We start from the raw sequence: 26,087 nt of genomic DNA, 5'->3' as shown, positions 1-26,087 counted from the left end.
GTGGTCCTTTTCCGGCTTGTTCAGTGGTTGAGGAGTTCGAGGATCGTGGCGTTGGCCATGCCGCCGCCCTCGCACATCGTTTGGAGCCCGTATCGGATTCCGTTCGCCTTCATGTGGTGGACGAGCGTGGTCATCAAGCGGCCACCAGAGGCGCCGAGCGGATGGCCCAGGGCGATGGCGCCACCATTCGGGTTCAGACGGGTCGGGTCGGCACCGGTCTCGGCCAGCCAGGCCATCGATACGCTCGCGAACGCCTCGTTGACCTCGAATGCACCGATGTCGGCGATGCCCAGCCCGGCCTTACCGAGGACCTTCTCCGTCGCCGGAATCGGACCGGTCAGCATGAGCACTGGGTCGACACCGGCCAGCGCGAAGCTGTGCAGTCGTGCGAGCGGCTTCCATCCCAGCTGACGTGCACGTTCGCTGGTCGTGATGAGCAGTGCGGAAGCGCCGTCGGAGATCTGCGAGGAGTTCGCGGCCGTGATGACTCCGTCCTCGGAGAATGCCGGCTTGAGCTTGGCCAACGACTCGAGCGAGCCGCCGCGCCGCACACCCTCATCGGTGTCGACGACCGATGACATTCCGTCCTCACCCGTCACCTCGATGGGAGCGATTTCGTGCTTGAAACGGCCTGCATCGATCGCCTCGGCGGTCTTGGCGTGCGACTCGAGTGCATGCTGGTCGAGATCGGTGCGGCTGAAACCCCAGCGGCGGGCGATGGTCTCCGCGCTCACTCCCTGGTTGAACTCGATTCCGTCGTAGCGAGCAAGAGCTTTGGGTCCGTACGGTTCCCCGAACCCTGCCCGCCGCGGTGAACCCATCGGCACGCGACTCATCAGCTCGACACCGCCGGCGACCGCGATGTCGTACTGACCCGACATGACACCTGCGGCGGCGAAGTGGACTGCCTGCTGCGACGAACCACACTGACGGTCGATGGTCACCGCGGGGATGTCCTCCGGCCAGCCGGCTCCGAGCACGGCGAAGCGGCCCAGGTTTCCACTCTGTTCACCCACCTGCGACACGCAGCCCCAGATCACGTCCTCGACCAGGGTGGGATCGAGGTCGTTGCGGGCCGCGAGTGCCTCGAGCACCATGGCGGACAGGTCAACCGGGTGGACGCCGGCCAAGGCGCCGTTGCGCTTCCCTACGGGGCTTCGTACTGCATCGACAATGACGGCGTCTCTCATTGGACTACCTTTCTCGGCTTCTGACTACGGTCGCGACGGCACCCTCTGGCCGTCGTGGGGGGTCGATCGATGTGTGGGTCTTCAGGATCCGGTCCACTTCGGCGTCCGCTTCTCCGCGAACGCCCGGGCACCTTCTTGTGCGTCGGAGGACGCGAAGACAGGACCGGTGATGTCTCGTTGGCGATCGAACTGCTCGGTGGTGGACCAGTCACGCGCCTGCGCGAACACTTGCTTGGTGGCGCGCACGGCGAGCGGACCGTTGGCCACGATCCGTCCGGCCAACTCGAATGCCCCGGCCAGCGCCTCGCCCGGTTCGGTTACCCGATTGATCAGTCCGAGTTCGAGAGCGCGGTCGGCGGTGAGGTGCTCACCGGTCAAGGCGTACTCGAGTGCGACTCGTTGGGGGATCAGCCTGGGCAACCGGAGCAGTCCCCCGGCTGCGGCAACCAGACCCCGTTTGGTTTCTGGCAGGCCGAAGACAGCGGCCGATGAGGCCACGACCAGATCGCAGGCAAGTGTGATTTCGAAGCCGCCTGCCAGGGCATAGCCCTCGACTGCGGCGATCAAGGGCTTCTGTGGTGGGTTCTCGACGAAACCTGCGAAGCCGCCCTGGGGTGTGGCCGGGCGGATTCCTTGTACGAACGCCTTGAGGTCCATTCCTGCGCTGAAAGTGCCGCCGGCTCCGGTAATGATGCCGACGACCAGATCGTCCCGCCGGTCCAGTTCCGCGAGCGCCGACTCGATTCGCTCTGCGACTTCCAGATCTACCGCGTTCCGTGCGCTGGGCCGATTGATGGTAATCACCAGTGCGCCGTCTGTGACTTCGGTGAGCACGACTGGGGCATGCGTCTTTGGCTCAACTGCTGTCATCGCGGTCCTCCTGTGGCAGTGCGATTCATAAGCCCAGCGACTTGCTGATGATCGTTTTCATGATTTCGCTTGTTCCGCCGTAGATTCGGGTCACCCGTGCGTCGGCGTAGAGACGGGCGATGGGATATTCGAGCATGTATCCGTATCCGCCGAACAGTTGCAGGCACTTGTCGACCACTCTGCCCTGTAACTCTGTGCAGAAGAGTTTGACCTTGGCCGCGTCGACGGCGCTCAGTTCGCCTTGGTCGTGGTCGTCGAGCGCCCTGTCGACGAGCATCTGCCCCGCCTCTATCTCCGTCGCGCATTCGGCGAGAATGAATTTCGTGTTCTGCATGCTCGACAGAGGCCTGCCGAAGACGTTGCGGTCCTTGACGTAGGTGGTGGTTTCGTTTAAGGCGGCGACTGCGGCAGCCTGTGATCCCACTGCGATCGACAGCCGTTCCTGGGCGAGATTGTGGCCGAGGTAGTCGAACGCACGACCTTCTTCGCCCAACAGGTTCGCAGCCGGCACCCGCACGTTGTCGAAGTACAGTTCGACGGTGTCCTGCGCCTTCATCCCCAGCTTGGACAGGGTGCGGACCACACCGAATCCGGGGCTCGAGGTTTCTACGACGAGGATGCTCAGGCCCGCGCGCCGGTTGTCCGGGTCGACCGGTGCCGTCCGTGCGACGACGAGCATCAAATCTGCGTTGACGCCACCGGTGATGAAGGTTTTCGACCCGTTCAGCACGTAGGTGTCACCATCGCGGGTGGCGGTACTGCTGATGCCTGCGAGGTCCGATCCGGTCCCCGGTTCGGTCATTGCGATTGCGGTGATCAGGTCGCCGCTGGCGGCGCCGGGAAGCCATCGTTGCTTTTGTTCCGCAGTGGCGTACTTCAGCAGGTACGGCAGCACGATGTCCATGTGAACTCGCAGCGACCCCAGGCCGAGCTTCGCGCGCAGGGTCTCCTCGGTGAGGACGGCGCTGTACTTGTAGGTCTGCTCGCCGCTTCCTCCGTATTCTTGCGGGATCTGGATTCCGAGAATGCCGAGCTCGCCAACCTCGTTGTAGAATTCGCGCGGCGGAGCGCCCTGCTCTTCCCACTTCTCGAAGTTGGGTACGACATTCTTTTCGAGGAACCCTCGTACCATCTGCCGGAATGCGTCGTGTTCGTCCGTGAAAACCTTGCGTTTCATCTCGACTTTCCTGATCAGTGAAGGGGTAGTCGTGGCCGTGGTGGTCCAGCCTCAGTTATCGCGGTGCCATGCGGTTGGCGCCGTCGAGCCGGAGGGTCTCACCGTTCAGGTAGCCGTTGTCGATGATCGAGCACGCCAGCTTGGCGTACTCGTCCGGTTCACCGAGTCGCGCCGGGTGGGGAACCCCACTTTTGAGGGACTGGCGCACGTCGTCACACAATCCTGCAAGCATCGGGGTATCCATTAGACCCGGCGCGATCGTGCACACTCTGATGTCCTTTGTAGCGAGGTCGCGTGCGGCGCAGATCGTCAGGCCTGCGACACCTGCCTTGGATGCGGCGTATCCGGCTTGTCCGATCTGCCCCTCGAAGGCAGCGATGGACGCGGTCCACACCATCACGCCACGCTCGCCGGCGATCAGCTCGTTTCCGGCCATGCTTGCGGCGGCAACACTTGACACGTTGAAAGTCCCGAGGAGGTTGGTGCGCACGATAGTGGCAAACAAGTCACCGTCACCCCGTGAGCCGTCCTTGTTCACAAGCCGGACCGAGCCTCCACGGCCGGCTGTGTGCACGAGCACTCGGAGCGGTGATCCGAGCGATGCCTCCGCAACGGCGTTCTCGACTTCGCCGATGTCAGTCACATCGGCAGGAACGAATCGTGCGCGTTCACCGAGCGATGCCGCGACTTCCTTTCCCTGCGAGGACGGAAGATCAGCGATGACGACCGACGCACCCAGGTCGATCAGTCGGCGAGCTGTTGCGAGCCCCAGTCCGGAGGCTCCGCCCGTCACCAGAGTGGACTTGCCGTTGATATCCATAACTCCCTCACCAAACATGTAGGTGCGACCACTGGCGGCAGCAGTTCAGCCACCCCGTGCCGCGTCGCGGTCGGCGAGAGCGATCGTCGTGCACCGATCCGCTCACATAGATTTTATACTAGATTAAATCTAGCAGGGTCAAGGGGGATTGCCGTGCGGTCGCCAGGACCAACGTGTGCATGGACACAGAGCGGTGACACCCAAGCACTGTTACGCCGTCATTCGCACTACCCGGGCCCAGTATTGGTCCGCAGGACATTTCTACCCACGGTATGCCGTACACCCCAGACCCATGCTGAGTCACTTTCCGGTCCGTTGGCTGCCAAGTGGATACGGAAGTTTTACGCCGACACCAGTTTTTTAATGTAGATTCATACTATGATGTGATAGTCACTGGTAGTTTGGTCTACTGCGAGGATTTCGGACATTGAAGGGGATTGATCCAGGCCGCGATCGTCGGCTGCTGGTAACTGCAGTGGACGTCGTCCGGGTACCGGTAGCCGAGCGCAGAATCCCGGCGCCGCGAGTTGTGAACCCTTCGATGCACCTGACGATGTCCTGTCGCGCCCGCTGTTTCGTTGCATAGAACGTGCGGTATACACATTCGTTCTTTGGCGCTGCGAAGAAACTTTCGGCCAAGTCAGTGCGCACGTGATCGGCGATCGACCACCCGACCACCTTGCGGGAGAAACAGTCGATGACCGTCACTAAGTAGCTGCAACGACAGTTTGTGATGTCGACGTTTGTAGTGGCTGTCGCGCGCTCCGGCACTGGCTGGCGCGCGCTCCGGCCTGGCTGGCGCGGCGCCAGTTCGACCAGTGCCAGACATGCACGAGAGCGTGTTCGACCGGACAGGCGACGCGGCCCAAACAATCGCCGTATCTCGTTGATCGTCAGAGGGTCATTCATTGCTCCTGATCCGCCCCACTGGGTAGTAGCCGCCGCACTCGCTGCCCAAGCTTCTTCGTTCATGTCATCGGCCAGGCGTGGTGTCCCCAGAGTTGCGGCACTCGAGCAGCCGGCGCTGCGTAGCCGTTGGGCGCGCTGGCTTCTGGGTCTCGACCACTCCGACGCCTCGACGGCCGCCCAGTTCGAACTCATCGATGCCGGTGGCCATCAACCTGAACCATCCGGTCGGTGGTGAACACGCGCTCCACGCCCTGGCGCGGGGCCGCTGGGCATGTCTGTTTCCGGTAGAAGCCACCCGAACAGGTCCTTGGGGCCTCCCCGATCACCTGGTATTCGGGGACCGTCGCCTCGAACGCCATCGGCCAGAACACACCACGCTGTGGGGGACTCCTCCGCGCGGGGTCAGCTCCAGGGTTGGACTAGGTCAAGCACGAAGGCCATCACGCCGATGCTGATGTAGAAGGCGGTAGGGCAGATTGCGAAGCCGATTGCGAACAACGTCCAGGGCTCGGCTGAGGACCGGCCGGGCAGGCCAGGGCTGTCCTCGGTCACGGCGGCGGACGGGCGCGCCCCGGCACCAACCGGAGTGATGACCCGCTGGTCCGCATCGACGACCGCCGGAGGACCGTTCACCGCCATCGTCCCGCGCTCGTGCTGCATCCGCACGATCCCTCGTCCGGTCCACGCCATCAGCATCAGAATGATGTTGACCCACACCAGGTTGGTGTAAGGGACGCCGAGAACCGTCCACTCCTCCCGGTAGCCATAGCGGTAGATGTCCAACGCGTAAATCGTCAGACCCTCGACACCCACATCGAGCACCGCGAAGAAGACCGGCAGCACGACGTACTGCCAGCGACCCAGTTTTCGGTCGAGCCAGTCACGGTAACGCAGGATCAGCAGGGTGGTGATCCCGAAGAACGTCGCATACGAGCACGGTGACCACAGCGGCTCGGGCCGGCCAGCGAGCGTGAAAAGATTGATCGACCGAGCATCGTAGGTGAGATTGAGGAACCAGTGATCAGTGAAGATCCAGTCCCAGAAGAAAATCGATATACATCCAACGTAGAGGCCGGCGAGAAAACGGGTTCGACCAAACCGGAACACCAGGTATCCACCGAACACCGTGCCCAGGACTTGGGCGAACTCGTAAAGCCGAAGGACCACCAGCGGCGTCTCAGCCAACATGCGCCCGGACCCCGCTTTCGTGATCAAGCGGCTCGATCATGACCCCTCGACCACTCGAACGGACGAGCTCCGCCGTCTCGTCGGCGCCCGCACGATTGCCTCGATACGCCACGACGACGTCATGACCGTCCTCCGCCAGGCTACAAGCGATGGCCCGACCCAAACCGCCCGACGCGCCTCCGACAACCGTCCAGCTCATCGATTCCACCATCTTCTCTTCTCACTCCAAACTCGAGGATCGTCCGGCACAGGAAACACACCGCGCGTCATCACGACTTCACAGCGCGCAACGGGCTGACTGAATGGGGACCAACATTCCCGGAAGTATCTAATTCAGATAAAATAATAGGTTCATATGACCGGGATCGTCAACAAAAACCAGGGTGTCGCAGTCACGACCGTAGAAGGGCAGTAAGAATCGGGTTGTGCCACACCTCGCGACGAACACTCCCAGCAGCCCTCCCTTAGCGACTACCAAGCCCGAATGCACCGAGTCGTTGATGTTGTCGTTGTGCAATCCGTTGTGTGGAGCGGGTTGTGTGGGCGTGGGTGATCGTCCGACCTGGTGTGTCGGGTTGTTCCACTGAGCCTTTGCATCCAGCGTGGCATGTGTGATCGGTGTTAGGTAAGCACTCCTCGACCCGCCACCGCGATCCGGCGACGGCTGCGAGTTCGGTGAGCGTGCTCCGGGGTCCGACGCAGATGTAGTCGGCGATCTCGGCCGGATCGGAGAGGGACCGGCGGGCGAGCAGCCAGTGCCCCCGCCCGGGCGCCCAGGCGATCCGGGTCGGCACCCGAACCGAGGAGTCTCCCGCGGGCCGTGTGCGCCGTCGCCGGCCGAGATCCGGCGCCACTGCTTCGACGGGCCCGCGGCGATCATCTCGTCCGCCCGCCCAGTGCGCCCGTCCGGGGTGAACACGTCGTCGTTGCGCCGGGTGGCCAGCACATAGGACACATCGCGTTCCTCGAGCCAGACCCGCAGGGACTTCACCTGCCCGTACGACGGGTTTGGGTCGCGAACTCGACCTCGTTCCCCGATACCGACGGCGCGGCACCGGACCCGATCGGCGGTCCACGATTCGGGCAGGTGCAGCTCACGGTCGATGAGCGTGTGCCCGGGCCGCACTCGCGTAGGCGAGGAACACCCCGATCCCAGTGTCACCATTGAAGGTGTCGACCGGTTCGCTCGACCGCGCGATCTGCCTTCGTGGCTTCTGCCACTTCTGCGGCCGGCCGACACCGACAAGGACCGGCCGACCTGGCTCGAGAGGAGCGTGGCGTCGCCCCGACTGGGAAATGCCGATCGACCGGCCCATGCCATCCCACCCACTAGCAGGGCAGGAGACATACCACCATGATCGTCATCGGGATCGATGCGCACAAGCGCACCCACACCGCCGTTGCCGCCGATCAGAACGGGAGCCAGCTGTCGACGAGAACCATTCGGACCACCAGCAAGGACCATCTGGCGCTGCTGCGATGGGGCGCAGAACAATGCGACGATCGCATGTGGGCGATCGAGGACTGCCGGCACCTGAGCCGCCGTCAGGAGCGGGACCTGTTGGCCGCCGGTGAACGGGTCGTGCGGGTGCCGCCGAAGCTGATGGCGAACGCCGCGTGACGGTGCTCGTACCTACGGAAAGTCCGATCCGATCGACGCGCTCGCGGTGGCCCGGGCCGCCCTGCGGGAACCGAACCTACCGGAAGCCCACCTCGAGGGTATGGAGCGAGAAATTCGACTCCTGGTCGATCACAGGGACGATCTCGTCGCCGAACGCACCCGCATCATCGGGCGATTGCGCTGGCATCTGCATGAACTCGATCCTGGATGGACACCGCCGAAGAGATTGGAACGAGCCAGCGCTTACGACAAGATCGAGGTGTTCTTGTCCGAGTTGTCGGGGCTCGTGTCGGACTTGGCCGGCCGCCTCGTCGAGCACCTCCGGCGCCTCACGGTCGAGATCGAGGAACTCACCACCGAGATCACCGTCCGAACCACGGTGCTGGCACCGTCATTGCTGGCCATCCCCGGATGTGGGCCACTGACGGCGGCCAAGCTGATCGGTGAGACCGCCGGCGTTGATCGCTTCCGGTCCAAGGATGCCTTCGCGCGCCACAACGGAACCGCACCCCTGCCGGTATGGTCGTCGAACCATGCCCGACATCGTCTCTCGCGCATCGGAAACCGGCGGATCAACGCAGCGATCCATATCATCGCACTCACCCAGGCTCATTGCCATCCCGACGCCCGAGCCCTCTTGGTCCGGCGCAAAGCGGGCGGTGATGGTGGCATGGAAGCCCTTCGCATCCTCAAGCGCAGGCTTTCCGATGTCGTCTATCGCGCCATGCTCGCGGACCGACCACTGATGGGCACCGCGACGGCTGCTTGACAGAGGAGCAAGTGGCTGTTCTCGATCCGCCCGGCCGTGCCGGAATACTGCCGGGCCACCCCGGCCGAGCGGGTGCCCTTTTCACAACCCTGTCTCGTCGACGATCAATGCGCCCTTGTCGGCGTCACCGATCGTCTCGACCACGACCTCACGCACGTCGTCGCGGAGCCCCTCACACCCCCAGGAGTGGAAGTTCAGCAGCCGCTGCATGCCCTCCGGGCCCGCATCACCGGCCATCGAGCCACGTCGGAAGCTTCTGATGCCAACTGCGGCACCTCCGGGGCCGGACGGCAAGACGCAGTTTGCGGCGCCACTTCGCGACTACCACTCCCCAGGGATAACCCTCGACATCACGAGCGATACCACCAGCGCCGATCGATTTCCGAATTCAATACAGTACCGGGAGATCTCGGTACCGGCTACCCCGTCGCCCGCCCGCAGCAATACCCGCCTGGACTACCTGTCGGTGCGGCGGCGCGTCGATCCAGCAATCCGCCCGCGCTCTGCCCGTTGTTCGCCACTGACCGTCAACGTCACGGCAACCATGAACGCAGCAGAAATCGCTTGCTACTTCACAGACGACCCATTGGCTCGAGCAATCGTTTCGATGGACAGGCCGAATCCTGCGGCGCGAAAACCCTCAGACACCCGGTTGTTAAGATCCGGCGTCTGTCACGGGGGAGATGCTGGCCACGACGCGCGCCTCGTAATCTTTCCGGGTCCCTTGATCGATCTGGGGGCCTAGACGGTCGATCTTCGTAACCCGAAACAGCAACGAACGGAGTGTGTACGGCAACGCTCCGTAGACGTGGGCGGCTATTCCGACTACACCAGGCGAGAAGATAGCGTGGTGCTTTCGCTTCATGCCTTCGATGATTGCATCGGCAACTTCTTCTGGTGTGACGCTGCGCATCCCGCGCATCCCCTGCAGTCCCGCCGCCAGTTCCGTCTTGACGATGCCGGGGCCCACCGACGACAGATTAATACCACTGCCCGTGAGCTCGAGGCGCACGCTATCGGTGAGACCAACGATCGCGTGCTTTGTGCCGACGTATGTGGCGACGCCTGGAGCGGGCAACCACCCACCGGTCGACGCCAGGTTGACGATATGACCGGTGCCACGCGGCTTCATGCGTCTTATTGCTTCCTTCATCCCAATGAGGGTGCCGCGGTAGTTGACGTCGACCAAGCGGTCTGTCATTTCGTCGGTTTCGTCGATGAAGTAACCCACCGGCATGATGCCGGCGTTGTTGACGAGAATGTCGAGCGGACCGAACTGCTGTTCGGCGGCATCGAGAACAGAGCGGAATTGCTCGCGGTTGGAAACATCGAGCGACCGGCTGATGGCGTTCTTGCCGATCGAGGTAGCGACGGCCTCGGCAGCCGCTCCGTCGAGGTCTGCGACGACGACTCGTACACCCTCGCGTGCGAGGGCCTCGCACGTCGCCCTTCCAATTCCTCGGCCTCCGCCGGTGACGACGGCGACTTTGCCGCTCAGTGCAACTTGGTTCATGACTGTCTCCTAATAGTTCTGCTCCGTTGTTGACTGCGGATCTGCGTTATGTGGCCCGCAACCCGCGCAACGATACACCTGACGTACCGTGTATCAGAGTATCGTTTTTGTCTGCCCCAGGCCAGGTCTGTGCAGAGCACGTGCCGTTGTGCGGTCAGCCGCGCCGCTCGACGCGTGACGATGGCGTCCGTTCGGTTCACTATTTCCAGCGGCTTCGGTGAAATGCCCATACCCGAATCAGCATCGTGCGCCTTCCTTGACGCGAAACTGCTGCTCGTGGCGACCTTCTTGTTCCCAAATGATGTAGCGGCAGGTCACGCGCTGGACTTCTCGCGATGAGAGGAATTGGCGGCGTCGAACGCGAGAATCGGCGCAGTGAATCTCGCGGGGCAAGATCCGACGTGGTTCGACTATCGGGGACCTGCCAACCCCATCGCCGGCCCAAGAATCGGCAAGTTTTTGGTCAGGATCCAGGCCGAAAGTGTCCAGATCGTGTTCGCTCGGGATGAGCGACCTTCTCAGGATCTCCGCGGTCGGCTACGCCGGACGATTTCCGGCTCCACCTCATAGTGCATCGAATCCATCAGAACCGAAGACGTTGTATCCCAGTCTCGACGCACCACACCGCTGGCGTGGACACGACTGCAGAATGCGCCTGCTTGCCGGTTGACTGTCGAGATGAACAACTGATCAATGACTAGCCGGCCGGTCCGCCGCGCAGTACTGGAACGAGATTACCGCGGAGGCAATGCCGGCGGCGCCGGCGGCGACTCCACGGATGGCGGGGCAGTCGACGAGGAAGAGGGCGGCGGATTGCCAGCACCGCCGAGCGACGCATCATCTCCCCCAATGTCCGAAATCTTCCAATTGTCGCGGCCGTCGACCGTCAACTGATAAGAGGCAGTCGAATCGATTCCGTCGGGCGCCTGACTGTTCGTTGTCAATACCTTCACGAAGGCAGTCACGGTATAAGAGCCGTTATTCTCGGAAACTACTTTTGCTGCAACCGGTTTCGCTGTAGCCACCCATTGCAGCGGCGTGATGATCTGCTCCATCGACGATGCTGCGCGTGTCAGCCGATCCGCCAATTCATCGCTTGTGCCACTGGTTAAGCGCGAACGCCAGGACGCGAGATCGCGAAAATCCATCTGCGCGGCGCCGGTCGAGTAGTCGAGAGCCACCTGCTCTGCATGCGAACGGGCGTCCGCATTGTCACGCATGCTGTTCAGGTCGTCCGTTTTTGCATGGAGTTGCCACCCGAGGACTCCGATCGATCCGATCATTGCAAGGAGTACGAGGGCGACGATGAACGAGCGGACCCGGATGACTCGGTCGCCGTTTCGCACGCGGCCTGCAACGGCCCCGGGCTTGTACTGGCGGACATCACCCTCGCGGCTCTGGACGACCGCCGGGTCTTCACTTGCCTGCTGTTCAGTTGTTCTAGCTTCAGTTCTACTGATCATGTTCCCAATGCCTTTGAATGTATCGGTCTTCTTGATGGCGCTCCAAGTAGTAACTCGGTGGACGAAACTCAGCCTCCTCCCAACCCATGGAGGTGCAGCGTGAGCGCATCGCCCGCATCGGCCGCAGCGAGCGCATTCGTAAGCAGATCTGACACCGGGATCGTCCGAAGCGACGCTGCTGCAGCAGTCATGCTCGGAAGCAGATCGCCACCGATCACGTGCAGATCCATCGCGTTCTTGTCGAGAAACGCCTGCGATTCAGCGAGAAAGGGCTCCACTCCGTAGGTAATGGAATCCGGGAGGTTCGCCAGGCCGACAACGTCGAAATACCGGTTTATGACGTTCGCGAACCCTTGGCCGAACTCTACGATGTTGGGCGTTACTCCATTGAGCGCGTATGGCACCGGCGCACTTTGTTGGAGTAGCGGTTGCATTACCTGCAACAGCTTGTTGAGATCAACCCTCCGAGTGATGATCTCGTTTGCCAGAAGTTCACCGACTCTATTCAAATTGTTGAGCACCCTGGCATCTTCGGGCAACGCGACATCAACACTGGCGAAGATCTCCCGTATCCGGTCGGGGTCGACCTGCTCCAACATCAAGGTGAGTCGCTTCGAGAAATCCTGGAGCGAAGTTGGCTGACTTACCCGCGAAGAATCCACTACCGAACGATTCTCGAGGAAGGGGCCTCCCGAAGAACTGCTCTGGATAGCCACGTACCCCTCGCCGAGCGCCGACATGTTGTCAACGCGAAATGTGCTTTCGATCGGAATCTTGTAGTTCCGGTCATAGTTCCACTCAAGTTCAACACCGTTTGCAGACGCGTTCAATGCGGTCACATGTCCGATTTGCACTCCGCGTAGCAGCACTCTGGAACCGACGACTAACCCATTCGTGTCGGTCACCGTCATGCTGGCCTCGTTAACCTTCTGCAAAGGCGAGACGTTCAGCCCGAGATTCCCCAGGTAGGCAAACGATGCCACGGCCATCGCAAGCATCCCCACGACGGAGATGCGCGTCTTTGTGAAGATCATTTCACTGCTCCGAGCATACGCAGAATGTTCTCGACATCAACCAGAACTTGATCTCCGTTCGCTGTCTGGATCGACTTGATATTAACCTGAGGATCCTTTGCGAATGGAAGAAGTGTTGTGCGAATAAAATTGTCCAATTTCTCGCCCGAAGTCAGCCCCTCGTCCCACATATAGCGAACAGACTGCCCCGCATCGGCAACAGAATTCAGCATCGGAACCAGCCACATTCCGCCCTCGAAGACACTGCCAACGTTGGGCAGTACGACACTCAGATGACCGATGAATTTCTGGTTCAAGCTCCGCCAGTAGTACGTGCCTGTGTGATTCTCGTCGCCTTCGAACATGATGGAGAGCGCATCGGACTGGCCATCCACCGCGACGGCTGTCGAATTCATGCCGTCCAGCATCCGATCGATCTCGCTGAGGTGGTCCGAAAGGTCGCGCAAATCGACTGCGACTGTCGATGCGATCGCCCTCACATCCTGGACCTGCGGCATCACGTTGTTGAGGCGTTTCATTGTGTCTTGAACCTTCTGGATGCTGCCGCCGTTAACGAAGTAGGCGAGCACCGCCATCGTATCCTCCAATTGCGGCGGCGATGTGGTCTGTGCGGCAGTAATCAGCATGCCCGGCTTCAAATACTCCGCCTGCGCCGAATTCTGATTTGTTTCGAGTGCGATATACGTATCGCCGAGCAGCGTGTCTTGGCGGATGACCCCGCGTATGTCGGTGGGGATGCGGGCATCACCTGCCACGTTAACGGTCACCGCAACCACTGCCCCCTGCACATCCACGGCCGTGACCTGTCCGACTTTCAGCCCGTTGAGCGTTACATGCGCGCCGTCGGGAAGGTTGAGCGCACTCGCGAACTGAATCGTAATGGCGTAGCCGTCTCGGACACTGCCTTGCACCGATGGCAGGTCTTTCGGCCCCAGTGAACACGATGCGGTCAGCCCGACCACGAAACACATCGAAATGGCGCCTAGACCGAGCTTCCATCGTTTGGCGCGGATCATCGAACGCCCTCAACTAAGAGTCTGTCGAGATTTCCAGTCAGGACAACCGGTTCACCGGACCCATTGTCGACAGTCATCGGCTGATAGTTCATCGTCGGTCCACCCGGACGGCCGAACTGTTGCTGTAGCACGGTCGTCACCGAAGGGAGGGAATCAAGCAGACTTGCAAGATCTTTGGACCGGGTCGCGGCAAGGTGGATCGCGTCGCTGACCGGCCCATGCACCGTCGGCCATAGCAGATCACCGTAATTGACTTGAATGCTGTGCAACACCGCGATTAAGTATCCGGTGCCATCGACCAGCTTCGTGACGCCTGGCCACAGGTCAATTCCCTCGGCAACCACATCCGGCAATTCATTCAGGAGCGAGCTGACAGTCGACCAGTTGTGGAGTGCTTCCTCTGTCAAGGGCGCCATGTTGAGAACGCTCGATCCTATATCGGAGACCAGTTGGTCTGGACTCTCTGCGGCAGCCGATGCGTGCTCCAACATCGCGCGTGCGTTCTCACCCTGCCCCTGTAACTCCGTATCGAGACTTCCGATCGCGTGAGCCAGGCTCTTTTCGCCCTCTGCCGGAGTCATTGCATCTACGAAGTCTGCTGCAGACCCGACGATTTCGGAGATGCTCTTCGGCGTGAAACTGCGATTCATTGGGATACACGCCCCTGGTTCGAGATGCGGGCCGGAATCGTAGTTGCCGACTAGTTCGAGGCTACGGTCAGCCAGTAAGGATTTCGACCGTGTCACAACCTGCACGTCTGCACGATATTCGCGCCCTGGGTCTAGTGAGAAGCTCACGATCACGCGATCACCTGCAGGTTCGACTTTGTCAACTCTTCCCACGCGATAGCCCATCTGGGTCACCGGATTGCCTGGGTACAACCCGAGGGAGTCTGGCATTTCTGCGCAGAATGCCGACGTGCTGTCCTGCGAGTCACCGCGTACCACGTACAGGCTTCCAGCTACTACAAGCGCAATCGCTACAGCGCCGGTCACGGCTGCGGCGAGCTTCCGATTGATGTGTGACATATCAGCACGTCCCTCCTGGAACAGGAACACAGACCGTCGAGGCCAATATGGTCCCTCCGCTGATCTGGGCGATTCCCGCCGGCGTCAGCCATGCAGCCAGCCGATCGCGGAGCTGTTGGAGTTGATCGATGGCGGGACCCATGTCCTGCTGGAAGGCACCGATCGAATCGCGCAGTTGCTCGATCTTCGGCCGCATTTCAGGTTCGTGGGCAAGATAGAACTTTTCGAGCGGAATGACCCGGTATAGGACCTCACCGAGGAGCGTATAGGCCTCGTTGAAGCCGACGTGCGTATTGTGATAGGTGGACAGCACCACCTCGATTCGGCGGATCAAATCGAATACGAAGTCACGCCGTTGATTAAATTGCTGTAGATATTGTGCCGCCATATTCACAATGTCACGAATCTGCTCACGCTGGTGGTCCATCACAGTGCCGATGCTGTCCATTCCCGAGATGATCGTGGCGATCGAACCCGGATTCCGTTGCAGAGCATCTGCTGTCTGACCGATGTTTGCGTCGATCGTGCCGCCATTCACGCTGTCGGTGACGGTCGGCGCCGCCTGAAGCACATCAGCGATAGAGTACGGGACGTTCACGCGGTCGACTGGTATAACAGCCGAACCAAGATCGTTGTTGCCCAACGGAAGCACCGAGATTGCATACCCGCCGACCGGAGTCAACATTCGCACGTCGATTCGGGAGTCGGAGCCGATGAAGACCTCTCTCTTGATCTCGGCGGTCACCCGGACGAACGAATCCCCGATGGACAGGGCAGTGACCTTGCCGACGCTGATGCCGGCAACACGGACGTCGTCACCGATTTCAATCGCTGCAGCGTCTGTCGTTTCGAACGAAATTTGTTTGCGGCCTGGCGGTTGTACGTACACCAGCACTGTGATCGTCAGCGCGATGACAACCACGACCACGACCGCGACGCCGAGTGTCAGCTGACTGCGGTACCCCCGGGTGATCCGCCTCAATCCCCTGACCGCAATGGTCATCGTGCGTTGCATACAACTACCTCGCTGCCATTGAGAAGCACCTGGACTGTCGTCGGCAATGTGGCGACTCCGTTGGTGCAAGATACGTTGGCCGAGGTCGCCGACACCTGCGGCAACTGCAGGCCCGCGATCGACGCGGGGAGCAAGCGCAGTGCATCGGCCGCAGCCGGCAGAGATTCGAACGCGTTTGTTAGCATCTGGTCAATATCCATGTCATGCGTCAGACCGAGTTGCTCGATCAATCGGAATAGCGGCCTCATAAACTGAGGCCCAAACACGGCTGTCTTCTGGAACTTGTCGAGCACTGTCATCGCATCTTCAATCGAATAGTTGAGCGAATCCAGGAAATCCATCACCTGCGGCGAACGGCTGCCCATCGTGTCGGCGATCCGCGCCATGTTCGCGGTCAGCGTCGAGAGGACTTGTTGACGGTCGCGTGCCATCGCGGCAAGTTTGTCCGCGCTTTCGAGCATCGGAGCGAGCCCCCCGCCGTCACCCTGCAATAGCGCAATCGCATTCTCAGTGAAGTGGTTGATCTCGTCGGTGCTCATCGTGGTCAAAACGGGTTGCAAGCCGTTGAACAGCTGCGTGATGTCGAAGGACGGCTTCGTATTGGCTGTGGTGAGATGATCGACCGGCGTTCCTGGATTCTCAGGCACCGTCAGCTCGATGTACCTGGCACCGGTGAGATTCTGATACTTGACCGCGAGCTCCGTTGTGTTCGTGAGTTCGTACGGTTCTTTGAGTGTGAATGCTACCTGGGCGAGGGTGTGACCGTCCTGGCTTGTGAGCTCAACCGAAGTCACCTTGCCGATCTGCACGCCTCTGGTTCTAACATCGCCATTCTCGTGAAGTCCGGATACGTCGGTGAATTGCGCTGTGTAAGCACGGGTATCACCCTCGACAGGGCTCTTCATCGCGTTGACCACAATGACGAACAACAGTGCAGCGACCACCGCCACCACACCTAATTTGAGCGCCGTAAGCCCAAGTTTCATATGCGGCTTCATCGCGGCCCCTCTCCCTGCTGCGCCGCCGTCGCCCCGGCCATCGCACTGAGTGGCGCTGCCAAGGACGGAAGGTCGTCGAGCGCGACGCGAAGGTTGAGGATTCTTTTGTCGCCGTTCGTCGAGAAAATATTGTTGTACCGATCGATCAAGCTCGCGAGTTTGCCCAGCGCCGTGCCATTGTCGAGAAGGTTCGGCAGTGCGGTGGCGAACGCCCGTGCGATCTCCGTTAGCGGTGTCAACTCTGTCGCGTGTGAAGCCAGTAGAATGCCAGCCGAACCAAACAGCTTTTTCGACGCCAGCTCAAGTCCTGCCTTACCCCGATCCATCATGGGATCATTGACACCAAACGAGCCATCGGGCATCTTGTTGAACTTGGTGTCGAACAGGATGTACAACGCCTGGATGGCCTGGTCGCTGAAGGCCGGCATCACGTCCAGGATGTCGTTTACCCGAGACAGCAACGCGCTCGGTATCTCCCGCTGCGTTTTCGCCACTTCGTCAGCCAGGACAATACCGGTCTGGATAAGCGGCGTCACTCCGTCGCTGTACCGGATGACCTTGTTCAACGTAGTGATCATGCTCGTTGTAAGGGTTCCATCGATAGTGTGTGACCCCTGTTCGAGCAGTGTCGACATCGTGTAATCACCGACCGTTGTGCGCTGAAGTTCCGCCCCGGAGACCAGGTTGTTACCCCCCTCCTTGGCCACCAGATTGACGGCCGCGACCCCAAAATAGTTGAGCGGACGGAAGTCCAAGTCCATCGAGTCTGTCAACCCCTCGACCTCATCAGGCTTCAGAGACAATTGGATGCGTACCATGTCTTGATCTGTCTTCTCGACGGACGTCACCTCACCAACTTCGGCACCTCGCAAAATCACCCTGGTGCCTTCGGCCACGCCAGGCCCGACCTGAAGAGTTTCGACCGTGAGGCGCAATCCGTCGGGTTTTGTCAGAAGCGGACGAATCCAGATAGCCGTTACAAGCACGATCGCCACCAGCACGATGGTGAGACCGGCAGCAGTGTTGACCATTCGGATTTGGTGCTCGTCGGACCCACGGATGAAGTCCTGATTTCTCGGTTTGCTCATTATCTTATCCTTTGAAGGTCAACACCGGGCTCAGACCCCAGAGCGCCACCGTCATGCAGAAGTTCAGTACCACGATTAATACGAGGCTGGCCCGAATCGCCCTGCCTGATGCCAATCCGACCCCGGCCGGCCCGCCGCTGGCAAAGTATCCGTAGTAGCAATGGATGATTGTAACGACGACGCAGAACGTAATTGTCTTGAGTACCGATGCTCCCAGGTCCGGCCAATTTAGGAATTGCGCGAAGTAGTGGTCGTACGTTCCGTGTGGTTGTCCTTCGAAAGTCTTCACGATTACACCGCCGACGAAGAAGCTCACCACCAGCGCCATCAGGTATCCGGGCAAGACCACCAACAGACCCCCAATGAGTCGGGTGCCTACGACGAATGGAATTGATTGCAGGCCCATAGCTTCCGTGGCGTCGATCTCCTCCGAAATTCTCATGGCGCCAATTTCTGCTGTCATGCGGCAACCGGCCTGTGCGGCAAACCCGATTCCGGTGATAATCGGCGCGATAACGCGAATATTGCCGAACGATCCGATGATGCCGGTGAGGGGACCGAAACCGAGCAGGTCGAGCGCTAGGAACGCCTCGATGGCGACCACAGCTCCGACCGCGACACCGAGAAAGAACATTAGGCTGATTACGCCGCCGTCGACGACCAATGATCCACTGCCCCAAGCCATGTCGTTCATGGTCTTCCAAGTGGCCTGACGGTAGTGTTTGACGGTTCGGGGAAGGGAGATGACGACTTTCCACACGAACACCGCCAGCTGGCCGATCTCACCGACCATGCCTGATATGCCGCGCCCCACCACCCTGAAGGGCCGAAACATGACCGGCGGAACCGGACTGTATTTTGAGGAAGCATTCATTTCATCAGGCCAATCGGGTCGGATAGAACATCAGCTGCAGCTGGCTGACCAACAGATTTGTGATAAAGATGCTGAAGACACTGAGCACCACTGACGCGTTGACGGCGTTCGCAACCCCCTTGGGCCCGCCTTTCGCCTCGAGTCCTCGCAGACTCGCAATGGAGACGACGATTGCGGCGAACAGAAACGCTTTCAACACCGAGAACGCTAGGTCGGTGGGAGAAGTAAATGCGCCGAACGACTGCCAGAAACTGCCCGGTACGACGTCGGCGACATTCACAGAGATGATGAGGCCGGCAGCGACACCGGTCGAGATGATGATGATGCAAAGGATGGGAGAGATTAGGAGCATCGCCAAAAATCGCGGCATCACCAGACGTTCTACCGGGTCCACGCCCATCACACGCATCGCGTCGATTTCCTCGCGGATTGACCGTGCACCCAAGTCGGATGAGATTGCCGAGGCAGCCGCGCCACTCATGAGCAGACCCGCCGCCATCGGTGCACCCTGGCCGACGACACCAAGTCCGCTTGCCGCGCCCGCGAGTGAACTGGCACCGACCTGATTCATGATGCCACCGACCTGGACCGACACCTCGGCGCCGATCGGGATAGCCATCAGCAACGCGGGCAGCGCCGTCACCTTGAACAGCGCCCACATCTGATCCGCGATCTCATGCACGGGCAGACGCAGCTTGATCGTGTCAACAACCGTGTACCGCAGTACTTCGGTAACCAGATGTACCAGCCTGCCCAACGTCTCCAGGCTCCGGACTGGCGCACTTTTGTTGAGGTACCCGGCCGCCCGCTGCGTCCGGGCAGGCCGAGCGTTCGCGCCTCTGTGACCGCCCTTGAATGTCCCGTTTGCCGAACCTCGCTGATCATGCTTCAGCGGAACCTCGGTGGTTGCCAGCGTCCCCATCGATCCTCTCCTCGCGTATAAGCGCACGACAATTCTGCCGCGGTCGAATTGGCGTGTGCCGCCTCCGGCAGACTCAAAGACTTCCTTCACCACGTCCGGCCCGAGTGTCGACCGTCGCCCTTGGTGTTTACTGTGATACACGTAACGTTCTGCGTATCATGCTACGCAGGTCTGCCCACTACTGGCAAGTGAAAGCGAACTATAGATTGATCTACTTTCAGTCTCCGCAACGACGCAATTCGTTAGGGGAGAGAAGATTTGCGAACTGTGACCAACGTCTTCCGCCCACGCTCCTGCGTGCAGTCACACGCCGGAGAGGATTGGACTGGTCGGGTCGCGGCTGCAGCACCCGTCGCGATTACTCAACGCCCATACGGAAGGGGAATGACCTCAGTATTGAAATCATCTGCAGGAAAATATGTTTCGTCGAAGCTTTGCTGAATCGCGACCTGCGCGCTCGGCGGCAGGGTGTGCATGATGTACCGGACGCGTTCCTGCCGGCGGGCCACGGCCTGCCGGAACGGCATCCCCGGCGTCGCCTTCATCTGCGGAACGATCCCCTCGACGTCGTCGACCCCACCGGCATGGTGACCGGCGTCGACCATCGCCTGCTCCTGCGCCATCTGCGCCTCGTCCTTCTCCTCCGACATCCCGATCGGACCGATCATCGTGCCGTTCAGAAACTGCTTGACCACCGGCTCCTCACTGGTGAGCAGCACCTCCCGCGGCCCGAACATCACCAAATGCCGACGGAACAGCATGCCAATGTTGTCCGGCACCGTCCGCGCGAGATTGATGTTGTGCGAGACGATCAGAATGGTCGCGTCGATCTCGGCGTTGATGTCGATCAACGTCTGCGAGATGTAGGTGGTGCGCACCGGGTCCAGACCCGAGTCCGGCTCGTCCACGAGGATGATCTGCGGGTCGAGCACCAGGGCGCGGGCCAGGCCGGCGCGTTTGCGCATACCACCGGAGATCTCACCCGGCAGCTTCTCCTCGGCCCCGAGGAGACCGACGAGTTCCATCTTCTCCATCACGATCTTGCGGATGTCGGACTCGGACTTCTTGGTGTGCTCCCGCAGCGGGAACGCCACGTTGTCGTAGAGGTTCATCGACCCGAACAGGGCGCCGTCCTGGAACAGCACACCGAACAGCTTCCGGATCTCGTAGAGCTCCTTGGACGAGCACTCGAGAATGTTGGTGCCGTCGATCACGATCGAGCCCTGCTCTGGGCGGAGCAGACCGATCAACGACTTGAGAAACACCGACTTACCCGTACCCGACGGCCCGAGCAACGCACTGACCTCACCAGAGGGAAGGGTCAACGTGACGTCCTGCCAGATCCTCTGCGAGCCGAACGACTTGGTCAGTCCCTCGACGGCTACCTCGACACCCACCATTACCTCCGCGTCTTTTCAGACATCCCCGAGCACCCACGCGGACACGTCGACCGGATGGACGCGGCCACAGCACTGTCGCATGTCCTTACAGGGCTACTTACTGAACCAGCAATGACGGCGTCTCTCATCGGACTACCTTCCTCGGCTTCTGACTACGGTCGCACCGGCGCCCTTAGGTCACCGTGTAAAACACCCGGGCCTTCGGATCCGGTCCACTTTGCGGGCACACTCGGGCGCCTACATATGCGTCGGAGGTCGGCGATATGCCACGATCAGAGTGGATCTCCCTCGTGAAATAGTCGCCGCCCCATGATCGAATCGAAATCGCATATGAGCCACGGACCGAACGAACATAATTTAGAATAGATTCGACTATGTGTCAACGCTCACACCAGATGGGGGAAGGTGGCCGCGAACCCGGGGCCATCGAACCGCGCGAACACGGCAGGAGGATCGTTCTCACCTCGGCCCGCCATGTAGCCCTCGGAAAGCTGCATGAAGTGGACAGAAGGGAGCGGCTAGGGCCGCCGCAGACAGTGCTTCCTTGTTCGCGATCTCGCATGGTTCTCCTCTGCCGCATCCTCGTTCCGCCAGATGATGTAGCGGCGAATCATGCTGCTCTGCTCCTTGTGACCGATGCCGATCGAGGCGCAGTTCCCGGTACTGCGGACCTTCACCCTCGACGGGCACCTCAAGCCGCCGAGAAACCGCTCGAAGTCTCTCGTTCTTCCGGTACCTGCGCAGCCTGTATCCGACGGACGTTCGGCTGTCGATCGAGCAAAACTACACTTGTCCTCGCCCAAGCCGTTACGCGGCGAACAGCTGCCGCACCTCATGTAGTCGGGTGTAGGTAGCGCGCGACTCCCGCCCGAGTGCAGCGTGCTTGCCGCCGCGTTCGGCCCGCTGCCGGACCGGATGCAGCTGCAGATTGCAGATTCAGCAGCTCGAACTCGTCGAGACAGACCACCTCGGCGACCAAGAACTCGGCGAGCTTGGTCAGGCTGCAGGTCGACACGGCAGATCGTGCTCGGTGGAAGTGGACTTGGCGATCTTCGGAACCGGCCTGCCCTGCATGGGCAGTAGGGCATCTGGCTGCGCTGCCAGGTCATACCGACCGGGGGCCGCGACAGATTGTCTGCGCCAGTCGATTGCCCCTCGTTATCGTCGAGCGAGTGCACTCGTACTCTGTCACCCGACCAAATTGACGGGTGCCGTGCCCGCTATACCGCAACCGGGCGGCATGCCGACCCGAACAGGCAAAGGTTTCCGGGTAGGGCACTAGCGGAGTTGCGGGGGGTGTCGTTCGCGCGGCCCGAATCGCTCGGGAGCAGAAGCGTCGACTGCCTGCTGCAGCCGCTCTGCGGTGCAGAGGCATCGAGTGCGATCGACTCGTCCACATCGCGTGCTCGCGATGGCGGATCGTGATCGCGTTTGGTCGTCTAGATCTGGCCACACAGGCGGCAGGCTTCTCCGCCAGCTTGGTCTCGGTCACCGGGCCGCGGATTCCGATGCAGTTCATCTCGGATCTGTCTCGTGTTCGTTGTCCGAGACCGTCGACCAGAATCTCAACGCTAGGCCTCTACCTCTTGCGGCCTTCCCTACCCCAGGGACAATAAGGCGCGGTTTCGGGTTCGCTCGCGTCCGCACTATTCTCCTTCCGCGGCGATACCCGATAGGGGCCTGCCTGAAGGCTCCGCCTCGGGAGGAAGGGGACGTGATGCCCTTTCCAGTAACACGGATATGCATGACCCGGTGACGACGGCAGAGGTAACCTCTCGGCGCGCTCATACACAACCGCTCGGGTTGCGATGGAATCGGAAGATCGACGCCGAGGCCGCTGACCCGTGGCATACATCAACTCGGCGGTTCTCTTCTGATCACCGCGGCTGCCAGGGACTCGGCTGGCACGTCTCGTCATCCGCCGCCAAAGCGGCCGATCGGGGTGCCTGGCTGACCAGTGCTCCCTTGCGGATGCTCTGCCCCTCAGGGCACTAGGACGCGAACAGACTCTGCAACACACGCAGGCTTGTCCTCATCCTTGATCTCGATGGTGTACTTCACGACCACCCGCGAGCCCTGCCTGGTGTGCTCGAACGACGCGATCTCGCCGCCTACCCGGATCGATGCCCCCACCCTCACTGGCTGCGGGAAGCGCAACTTGTTCAGCCCGTAGTTGATGACAAGTTTCACGCCATCGACGCGCATCAGGTCGGCACTGAGCCTCGGTAACAGCGAAAGCGTGAGGTAGCCGTGCGCGATCGGGCCACCGAACGGACCCTGCGCCGCCCGCTCGGGGTCGACATGGATCCACTGGTGATCATCGGTGGCGTCGGCGAACGCATTCACGCGGTCCTGCGTGATCTCAAGCCAGTCGCTGTGGCCGAGGTGATCGCCGACGGCGGCCTCGACCTCGTCTATTTTCCGGAATACGCGCATTGACTCTCCTTGTGTCTGCCTGGTTATGGAGCGGTTATGGCAGCTAGTTCAACTGTGGTCGGGCAGCGACGAGCCGGGATGGCCCGCAGTTGACCGCCCGAACACTACTGTCCGCCTCATGGAAAGACCGTCAGACGCTACCGCGAGCACAAAGCGAATACCCGACGCTGATCAACTGAAAAGCATCTCATTATTTAATGATGAATAAAAAGATAGGCCGTCTCCGACTCGACGTCAAGGACGAGTACCTAAGCTGCAGATCGCCCATCGGTGGTCCGGCCCGGCAGGCAGCGTGCGCGTCTCACCCTCGGTCGGCACGCTTTTGTGGCGGCCTGAACTGCCCGGCGCTCGCTCGGCTACCCGGGTCAACCACGCCACGACCTGCATCGATCTGGATCGACGGGTTGCGGCCAGGGGCGTCGAATCGCCTTAGACCGCGGGCTTCACCAGCCCACCGTTTGGAGGCGTAGCTTGCGAGACGCGATTTGAGACGATGCATCAACGTCGCGTCGTGCGAGTGACACCAGCCCGATGTGGCGATTGTGTCTTGCCGGAACCGTAGGGGATCTGTTCGTCGACAATTGGACTACACTCGGGTGGCATTGGAACTGTCCGCTGATGATATGTACGTCGCGGTGAAACAAGGAACGTCAAGGCCGCCGACGCATACTATGGCGGCCTGACGCCCTCTCGGGCAACGGAATCGCGGTGTCCTCACTGATGGTCCGCGCTGTGGGGAGACTTCAACAATATGGTTACCCTTGAAGGTGGACACCGGATTTCTTGCGGGAATTGACAACGTAGACGACACGATCGGCGAGCAGCAGTCCACCTCCTGGCCGCCGACAGCTTGGCAGCAATAGTAATATCTATCGTGATGGGCGCAACCCCGGAATTTCAGTACCGCTGATACGTATTCACCGCGACCGCATGGACCTCGCAGCACCCCGTTGGATATGACTTGTGTACACACGCGATGGTGATCATGCCCGTCGCACGGGCAGATTGGGCTGGTACGGGACAGTGCAGAGAATTGTGATTGTCGGGGCGGGCCTGGCCGGTCTGCGCTCCGCGGAGGAGCTCCGGCGAGCCGGATACGAGGGTGACCTGGTTCTTCTCGGAGGTGAACTGCACCTTCCCTACGACCGCCCGCCGTTGTCGAAGGAAGTGATGCGCGGGGAGAAGAGCGACACCACTCTCAAGCCGCGTGAGTTCTTCGACGAGAAGAACATCGAATTACGCCTGGGGGTCGAGGCGGTCTCGTTGGACACCGGATACCGCATCCTGAGACTCGCCGACGGCACCGAACTCGGCTACGACGAACTGGTGATCGCCACTGGCCTCGTGCCGCGGCGGATCCCGGGCCTGCCGGACCTCGCGGGCGTCCACGTCCTCCGTTCCATCGACGAGAGTCTGGCGTTGCGCGCGGACCTCGCCGAGGGCAAGCGAGCGCTGATCGTCGGGGCGGGCTTCATCGGCTGCGAGCTGGCCGCGAGCATGCGCGCCGGTGGCCTCGACGTCGTGCTGGTGGAGCCGCAGCCGACGCCGCTTGCGTCCGTGCTCGGCGAGAAGATCGGCGGACTCGTCGCCCGGCTGCACACCGGCGAGGGGGTCGACCTGCGTGCCGGTGTCGGGCTCACCTCGCTGGTGGGCACCGACCGCGTCACCGGAGCGGTCCTCGGCGACGGAAGCGAGGTGGACGTCGACGTCGTGGCGATCGGTGTCGGCTCGATGCCCGTCACCGCGTGGCTCGACGGCTCGGGCGTCGAACTGGACAACGGTGTGGTGTGCGATGGCGTGGGACGTACGGCGGTCCCGCACGTGTGGGCGGTCGGCGACGTGGCCGCGTGGCAACTGAAGGTGGGCGAGCGCAAACGCGTCGAACACTGGAGCAACGCCGGTGAGCAGGCCAAGATCCTCGCCGGGGCGTTGACCGGGACCGGCGACGAGAACGCGGCCGCACAGGTGCCCTACTTCTGGAGCGACCAATACGACATCAAGATCCAGGCACTGGGCACGGTGGCAGCCACCGACGAGGTGCACGTGATCAAGGACGACGGCCGCAAGTTCCTCGCCTACTACGAGCGGGACGGCATCTTCGCCGGTGTCGTCGGCGCCGGCATGGCAGGAGGCGTCATGAAGATGCGGGCCAAGATCGCGGCGGGAACTCCGATCGGCGAGGTGCTCGAGGCCGCGTCAGGTACCTGCTGATCGGGGTTCTCCCCACCTTCGAGGGCGGCGGCGCAGGGGTATAAGTGAGTGTTTGGAGATGGTCACGATTCGGGGGTCGATTGCCATGGTCGGAGTCCCGGTGCCGGTGCGAGTCGTCGTGTCATGAGCCCGATCATGGCCCACTTGATGAACGCCTCCGAGTGTGCAAGCAGGCGCTCATAGTCGTGGTCGAGGCGGCGACAGCGCACCAGCCACGACAGCGTCCGTTCGATCACCCAGCGGTGCGGTAGGACGGCAAACCCACTCTGCCCTTTGGGTTTCCAAACGATATCCAGTGCGATGCGGCAGTGCGTGTCGACCCAGGCGACCAGCTTCCCGGCGTAGCCGCCGTCGGCCCACTCCACGACCAACGACGGCATCGCCGTCTTCGCCTGCGCCAGTACCCGGCGTCCGCCGTCACGGTCCTGCACACTCCCCACTGCCACCAACACCACCAGCAGGCCCGAGCGTGTCGGTCACCGAGTGCCCTTTTGCGCCCGATTGACTCGTTTCGCGCCGTCCCAACCGCGCGTGTCCGTTTCGAC

General features: G+C 61.2%; 20 protein-coding genes and 4 pseudogenes. 3 read left to right on the top strand and 21 right to left on the bottom strand.

Features of this window, described 5'->3' with window-relative positions:
- Positions 1-20 precede the first annotated feature (20 nt).
- The 5 genes and pseudogenes from HYG77_RS21995 to HYG77_RS39760 all read right to left on the bottom strand — a co-directional run.
- On the bottom strand, positions 21-1,190 hold the full coding sequence (locus tag HYG77_RS21995; RefSeq protein WP_208960622.1) for a thiolase family protein: 1,170 nt from the start codon (positions 1,188-1,190) through the stop codon (positions 21-23).
- A gap of 81 nt (positions 1,191-1,271) precedes the next feature.
- Positions 1,272-2,060, bottom strand: coding sequence for a crotonase/enoyl-CoA hydratase family protein (locus HYG77_RS21990; RefSeq protein WP_208960621.1), 789 nt, complete (start codon positions 2,058-2,060; stop codon positions 1,272-1,274).
- 25 nt (positions 2,061-2,085) lie between these two features.
- The gene (locus HYG77_RS21985; RefSeq protein WP_208960620.1) at positions 2,086-3,237 is read right to left on the bottom strand and encodes an acyl-CoA dehydrogenase family protein; all 1,152 of its coding nucleotides are present in this window, start codon (positions 3,235-3,237) and stop codon (positions 2,086-2,088) included.
- 55 nt (positions 3,238-3,292) lie between these two features.
- Positions 3,293-4,057, bottom strand: coding sequence for an SDR family NAD(P)-dependent oxidoreductase (locus tag HYG77_RS21980; protein WP_208960619.1), 765 nt, complete (start codon positions 4,055-4,057; stop codon positions 3,293-3,295).
- 406 nt (positions 4,058-4,463) lie between these two features.
- Positions 4,464-4,771, bottom strand: a pseudogene (locus HYG77_RS39760) (hypothetical protein); the annotation flags it as partial.
- Between the two features lie 256 nt (positions 4,772-5,027).
- On the opposite strand from HYG77_RS39760, the gene HYG77_RS21975 reads away from it, so the two are divergent.
- Positions 5,028-5,201: a hypothetical protein gene (locus HYG77_RS21975; protein WP_208960618.1), complete on the top strand. Its 174-nt coding sequence runs from the start codon at positions 5,028-5,030 to the stop codon at positions 5,199-5,201.
- 167 nt (positions 5,202-5,368) lie between these two features.
- On the opposite strand, the gene HYG77_RS21970 is transcribed toward HYG77_RS21975, so the two are convergent.
- Together HYG77_RS21970 and HYG77_RS21965 are read right to left on the bottom strand one after the other, a co-directional pair.
- On the bottom strand, positions 5,369-6,181 hold the full coding sequence (locus tag HYG77_RS21970) for a hypothetical protein (protein WP_208960617.1): 813 nt from the start codon (positions 6,179-6,181) through the stop codon (positions 5,369-5,371).
- Positions 6,182-6,783: 602 nt separating this feature from the next.
- A pseudogene (locus tag HYG77_RS21965) lies at positions 6,784-7,305 on the bottom strand (IS701 family transposase); the annotation flags it as partial.
- 203 nt (positions 7,306-7,508) lie between these two features.
- Between HYG77_RS21965 and HYG77_RS21960 the strand changes: the two are divergent.
- Positions 7,509-8,584: pseudogene (locus HYG77_RS21960) on the top strand (IS110 family transposase); the annotation flags it as partial.
- Here the strand turns inward: HYG77_RS21960 and HYG77_RS21955 are convergent.
- The 13 genes and pseudogenes from HYG77_RS21955 to HYG77_RS21895 form a co-directional block, all read right to left on the bottom strand.
- Positions 8,559-8,778 (bottom strand): annotated as a pseudogene (locus HYG77_RS21955) (transposase); the annotation flags it as partial. The pseudogenes HYG77_RS21960 and HYG77_RS21955 overlap by 26 nt on opposite strands.
- A gap of 421 nt (positions 8,779-9,199) precedes the next feature.
- Positions 9,200-10,057, bottom strand: coding sequence for an SDR family oxidoreductase (locus HYG77_RS21950; protein ID WP_208960616.1), 858 nt, complete (start codon positions 10,055-10,057; stop codon positions 9,200-9,202).
- A 734-nt stretch (positions 10,058-10,791) separates the two neighbouring features.
- A complete protein-coding gene (locus HYG77_RS21945) occupies positions 10,792-11,520 on the bottom strand; it encodes a hypothetical protein (RefSeq protein ID WP_208960615.1) in 729 nt (242 codons plus the stop codon).
- A gap of 68 nt (positions 11,521-11,588) precedes the next feature.
- Positions 11,589-12,554 (bottom strand): MlaD family protein, encoded by a 966-nt coding sequence (locus HYG77_RS21940; protein ID WP_208960614.1) that lies wholly within the window; start codon positions 12,552-12,554, stop codon positions 11,589-11,591.
- Entirely contained in the window at positions 12,551-13,570 is a 1,020-nt protein-coding gene (locus HYG77_RS21935) for an MlaD family protein (protein ID WP_208960613.1), read from the bottom strand. Before HYG77_RS21935 ends, HYG77_RS21940 begins: the two co-directional genes overlap by 4 nt.
- Positions 13,567-14,598: an MlaD family protein gene (locus tag HYG77_RS21930; RefSeq protein WP_208960612.1), complete on the bottom strand. Its 1,032-nt coding sequence runs from the start codon at positions 14,596-14,598 to the stop codon at positions 13,567-13,569. The genes HYG77_RS21935 and HYG77_RS21930 overlap by 4 nt, the downstream gene beginning before the upstream one ends.
- 1 nt (position 14,599) lies before the next feature.
- Positions 14,600-15,601 carry an MlaD family protein gene (locus HYG77_RS21925; protein ID WP_244373031.1) on the bottom strand — a complete coding sequence of 334 codons (1,002 nt, stop codon included), beginning with the start codon at positions 15,599-15,601 and terminating at the stop codon, positions 14,600-14,602.
- Positions 15,598-16,611 (bottom strand): MCE family protein, encoded by a 1,014-nt coding sequence (locus tag HYG77_RS21920; RefSeq protein WP_208960610.1) that lies wholly within the window; start codon positions 16,609-16,611, stop codon positions 15,598-15,600. The genes HYG77_RS21925 and HYG77_RS21920 overlap by 4 nt, the downstream gene beginning before the upstream one ends.
- On the bottom strand, positions 16,608-17,699 hold the full coding sequence (locus tag HYG77_RS21915) for an MlaD family protein (protein WP_208960609.1): 1,092 nt from the start codon (positions 17,697-17,699) through the stop codon (positions 16,608-16,610). The genes HYG77_RS21920 and HYG77_RS21915 overlap by 4 nt, the downstream gene beginning before the upstream one ends.
- A gap of 4 nt (positions 17,700-17,703) precedes the next feature.
- On the bottom strand, positions 17,704-18,534 hold the full coding sequence (locus tag HYG77_RS21910; RefSeq protein WP_244461375.1) for an ABC transporter permease: 831 nt from the start codon (positions 18,532-18,534) through the stop codon (positions 17,704-17,706).
- A 43-nt stretch (positions 18,535-18,577) separates the two neighbouring features.
- On the bottom strand, positions 18,578-19,495 hold the full coding sequence (locus tag HYG77_RS21905) for an ABC transporter permease (RefSeq protein ID WP_208960607.1): 918 nt from the start codon (positions 19,493-19,495) through the stop codon (positions 18,578-18,580).
- 362 nt (positions 19,496-19,857) lie between these two features.
- Entirely contained in the window at positions 19,858-20,895 is a 1,038-nt protein-coding gene (locus HYG77_RS21900; RefSeq protein ID WP_280123275.1) for an ABC transporter ATP-binding protein, read from the bottom strand.
- Positions 20,896-22,878: 1,983 nt separating this feature from the next.
- Positions 22,879-23,331 (bottom strand): MaoC family dehydratase, encoded by a 453-nt coding sequence (locus tag HYG77_RS21895; RefSeq protein ID WP_208960605.1) that lies wholly within the window; start codon positions 23,329-23,331, stop codon positions 22,879-22,881.
- 1,023 nt (positions 23,332-24,354) lie between these two features.
- Between HYG77_RS21895 and HYG77_RS21890 the strand changes: the two genes are divergently transcribed.
- Complete coding sequence (locus tag HYG77_RS21890; RefSeq protein ID WP_208960604.1) at positions 24,355-25,542, top strand: FAD-dependent oxidoreductase; 1,188 nt, start codon at positions 24,355-24,357, stop codon at positions 25,540-25,542.
- A 62-nt stretch (positions 25,543-25,604) separates the two neighbouring features.
- On the opposite strand, the gene HYG77_RS21885 is transcribed toward HYG77_RS21890, so the two are convergent.
- Complete coding sequence (locus HYG77_RS21885; RefSeq protein WP_348273586.1) at positions 25,605-26,003, bottom strand: transposase; 399 nt, start codon at positions 26,001-26,003, stop codon at positions 25,605-25,607.
- Between the last annotated feature and the right edge of the window lie 84 nt (positions 26,004-26,087).

It is taken from the genome of Rhodococcus sp. ZPP (genome assembly GCF_017656075.1).
In the GTDB taxonomy this organism is placed as follows: Bacteria; Actinomycetota; Actinomycetes; order Mycobacteriales; family Mycobacteriaceae; genus Rhodococcus_F; species Rhodococcus_F oxybenzonivorans.
The sequence above is the reverse complement of the archived record's forward strand: the minus strand, read 5'-3'. Positions and strand labels throughout refer to the sequence as shown.

Coding starts and splice junctions, on each gene's coding strand:
- HYG77_RS21900 (WP_280123275.1), bottom strand. CDS start 20,895: ATGGTGGGTGTCGAGGTAGCCGTCGAGGGACTGACCAAGTCGTTCGGC.
- HYG77_RS21920 (WP_208960610.1), bottom strand. CDS start 16,611: ATGAAGCCGCATATGAAACTTGGGCTTACGGCGCTCAAATTAGGTGTG.
- HYG77_RS21930 (WP_208960612.1), bottom strand. CDS start 14,598: ATGTCACACATCAATCGGAAGCTCGCCGCAGCCGTGACCGGCGCTGTA.
- HYG77_RS21915 (WP_208960609.1), bottom strand. CDS start 17,699: ATGAGCAAACCGAGAAATCAGGACTTCATCCGTGGGTCCGACGAGCAC.
- HYG77_RS21975 (WP_208960618.1), top strand. CDS start 5,028: ATGTCATCGGCCAGGCGTGGTGTCCCCAGAGTTGCGGCACTCGAGCAG.
- HYG77_RS21940 (WP_208960614.1), bottom strand. CDS start 12,554: ATGATCTTCACAAAGACGCGCATCTCCGTCGTGGGGATGCTTGCGATG.
- HYG77_RS21995 (WP_208960622.1), bottom strand. CDS start 1,190: ATGAGAGACGCCGTCATTGTCGATGCAGTACGAAGCCCCGTAGGGAAG.
- HYG77_RS21990 (WP_208960621.1), bottom strand. CDS start 2,060: ATGACAGCAGTTGAGCCAAAGACGCATGCCCCAGTCGTGCTCACCGAA.
- HYG77_RS21985 (WP_208960620.1), bottom strand. CDS start 3,237: ATGAAACGCAAGGTTTTCACGGACGAACACGACGCATTCCGGCAGATG.
- HYG77_RS21895 (WP_208960605.1), bottom strand. CDS start 23,331: ATGCGCGTATTCCGGAAAATAGACGAGGTCGAGGCCGCCGTCGGCGAT.
- HYG77_RS21945 (WP_208960615.1), bottom strand. CDS start 11,520: ATGATCAGTAGAACTGAAGCTAGAACAACTGAACAGCAGGCAAGTGAA.
- HYG77_RS21925 (WP_244373031.1), bottom strand. CDS start 15,601: ATGACCATTGCGGTCAGGGGATTGAGGCGGATCACCCGGGGGTACCGC.
- HYG77_RS21905 (WP_208960607.1), bottom strand. CDS start 19,495: ATGGGGACGCTGGCAACCACCGAGGTTCCGCTGAAGCATGATCAGCGA.
- HYG77_RS21910 (WP_244461375.1), bottom strand. CDS start 18,534: ATGTTTCGGCCCTTCAGGGTGGTGGGGCGCGGCATATCAGGCATGGTC.
- HYG77_RS21950 (WP_208960616.1), bottom strand. CDS start 10,057: ATGAACCAAGTTGCACTGAGCGGCAAAGTCGCCGTCGTCACCGGCGGA.
- HYG77_RS21980 (WP_208960619.1), bottom strand. CDS start 4,057: ATGGATATCAACGGCAAGTCCACTCTGGTGACGGGCGGAGCCTCCGGA.
- HYG77_RS21935 (WP_208960613.1), bottom strand. CDS start 13,570: ATGATCCGCGCCAAACGATGGAAGCTCGGTCTAGGCGCCATTTCGATG.